Source organism: Streptomyces sp. NPDC055078 (assembly GCF_053607985.1).
Genome location: NZ_JBSGUP010000909.1, coordinates 1 through 2,537, shown reverse-complemented (window position 1 = coordinate 2,537; position 2,537 = coordinate 1). Strand labels below are relative to the sequence as shown.

The window sequence follows — 2,537 nt, the reverse complement described above, 5'->3', positions numbered from 1 at the left end:
CCCGGACAGCGCCGCGGAGATCCAGCCGGGCGGTCTCGGCCTCGCAGCGCAGCAGCCGGTCGGCGACCTCAGCGGCCTCGGCGGCCGGGACGACCGCGAGGCCGTCCCCGTCGCCGAAGACGATGTCGCCCGGCATGACCACGACACCCCCGACGCTCACCGGCACATTGATCCGGCCCTCAAGCGACAGCACCCGGGTGGTGAGCGAGGTGACACCCCGGGAGTAGACCGGGAAGCGCAGCTCCCGTATCTCCTCGACGTCATTGGTCGAGCCGTTCGAGACGGCCGCCACCGCGCCCAGGTCGGCCGCGATCCCGGCGAGGGTGCCGCCGAAGCTGGAGCGGCCGTCGTCACCGCACTGGTCGATCACCACCACATCGCCGGGCCGGACCAGGCTCATCGCCCGGTGCACCGCCGTGGAGTCGACATGGGGAATCTTGACGGTGAGCGCCGGCCCGGCGAACGGTCCGCACTCCGCGACCGGGCGCAGCCCGCGCGGGAACCCGAAGTCCGTGAGGTGCCCCAGGGCGGCCGTGCCGACCCGGGTGAAAGCCTCGACGACCCCGGAATCCGGCCGTTTGAAATCGGAACCGATCAGGAATGCCATGGTGCGTTCTCGCCGCCGCTCGTACTCGGGGGTGGGATGACAGGAGTATGCGCAGCCCATCGTTCAGGTGCAATGAGTTCTGTTACTGAACGAAAACCACCACGACGGGAGTACGGCGGCAGGGGGTGCCCAGAAGGGCGGGAAGGGCTGGTCAGAGCAGCGGGGCGGCCGGGAGGCGGGCCGGTGGGGACGGCCGCGCGACGGTGTTTATGTTCAGGAACACCCGGTCATGGATTCCGGGCCCGGGTGCCGGGAAAATCGGGTCCAGGTCACTGAGAATTCCAACCGTGAGGAAATGGGTGTGCATCGCGCCGAGCACCGTGTCGAGGAAGGGTCCGTCGAATTCGACGGGCACCGTACGTACTACCGCATCACCACCGACACCCGGTCCGCCGGGCGTTCGGGGCGGCCCCTGGTGGTCGTCCACGGCGGACCCGGCTGCACCCATGACTATCTGCTGAGCCTCACCGATCTGGTGTCGCCCGAGCGGCCCGTCATCCACTACGACCAACTCGGCAACGGGCGCTCGACCCATCTGCCCGACCGGCCCCGCGAGTTCTGGACCGTGGAGCTGTTCCTGCGGGAACTCGACCGGCTGCTGCACACCCTCGGCATCGGCGACTACGACCTGCTGGGCCAGTCCTGGGGCGGCATGCTGGCGGCCGAGCACGCGGTACGGCGGCCCGCCGGACTGCACCGGCTGGTGATCGCCAACTCACCCGCGTCGATGGAGCTGTGGAGCGCCGAGGCGGCCCGGCTGCGCGGGACCCTGCCCCGAGAGGTCCAGGACACCCTGGCCGCCCACGAGTCGGCCGGAACGACGGACTCTCGGGCGTACCGGGAGGCGTCCGCGGAGTTCTACCGCCGCCATGTCTGCCGGACCGAACCGATGCCGCCGGAGGTCGCCCGTACCTTCGAGTGGATCGACGCCGACCCGACCGTCTACCACACCATGAACGGCCCGACGGAGTTCCATGTGGTCGGCACCCTGCGCGGCTGGTCGGTCGTCGACCGGCTGCCCGCGATCGCCGTACCCACCCTGGTGATCAACGGCGCGTTCGACGAGGCGGGCGACGACACCGTCCGCCCCTTCGCCGAGCGGATCGCCGGTGCCCGCTGGATCCGCTTCGAGGAGTCCAGCCATATGCCCCATGTCGAGGAACGCGAGGCGTATATGACCGAGGTCGCCGCATTCCTCGGCGGCCCGCGGCTGCCGTGAGCGGAGGCGAGGGGCACCGAGCACCGGAACCGGAGGCCGTGGGAGCGGGCGGAGAGCGGGCGGACTCAGGGATCAGGGATCAGGGCACCCGGGGCCCGTCGATGGGCTTTCCGTTCTCGTCGTACACCCAGGGGTTGGCCACACACCCCTTGAGCCCGTCGATCTGCTGCATCATCGCGGGCGCGGGCCGGCCGGGTCCGGGGCAGCCGCGGTGCCCGTGGCCGAGTATGTGCCCGACCTCGTGATTGATGATCAGCGCGTGGTAGTCGTGGGCGCGGTTCGGGTACTGCTCGCTCAGTTCGGTCCAGCGCCGTACGTTCACCACGAGATCGGGCGCGTTGGCGCAGTTGACCTCGCCCCGCGTCTTCAGACCCCAGGCGCCGCACAGCTTGTCGGTCGTCCCCGGCGAGACCACGTGCACCACCATGTCGTACGGCGGTGAGTCGACCCGCTGGAACGATGCGGCGCCGTGCCTGGTCCAGCCGCGCCGGTCGCGGAGGATGCCGTCGATCTCGTCGGCGAGCCGGCGGGCGTCCAGCCCGGTGCCGTCCTCCAGCTTCACCCCGTAGCGGATGAGCCGGCCCCCGGTGCCCGCGCGGCGACCGGTCCCCTCGGCCCAGGTGTAGGTCCCGGGGCCGTCGACCAGATACGCGGGTGTGCGGGTCGCCGTGGACGGGCGGCCCCCGGCCGTCGGTCCGGGGGCCGGCGGGA

Annotated in this window: 3 protein-coding genes; 1 reads left to right on the top strand and 2 read right to left on the bottom strand. The window is 71.1% G+C overall.

Translation table 11 applies throughout. The features are described 5' to 3' along the window. Nucleotides 1-607, bottom strand: a 607-nt coding sequence (locus ACWF94_RS38460) for an RraA family protein (RefSeq protein WP_453499611.1), incomplete at its 3' end; no start/stop codon positions are given. Between the two features lie 295 nt (nt 608-902). Here ACWF94_RS38460 and ACWF94_RS38455 point away from each other — a divergent pair. Further along, nucleotides 903-1,826 (top strand): proline iminopeptidase-family hydrolase, encoded by a 924-nt coding sequence (locus ACWF94_RS38455; protein ID WP_453499609.1) that lies wholly within the window; start codon nt 903-905, stop codon nt 1,824-1,826. Nucleotides 1,827-1,905: 79 nt separating this feature from the next. Here ACWF94_RS38455 and ACWF94_RS38450 read toward each other — a convergent pair. Continuing rightward, nucleotides 1,906-2,537, bottom strand: a 632-nt coding sequence (locus tag ACWF94_RS38450; protein ID WP_453499607.1) for a DUF3152 domain-containing protein, incomplete at its 5' end; no start/stop codon positions are given.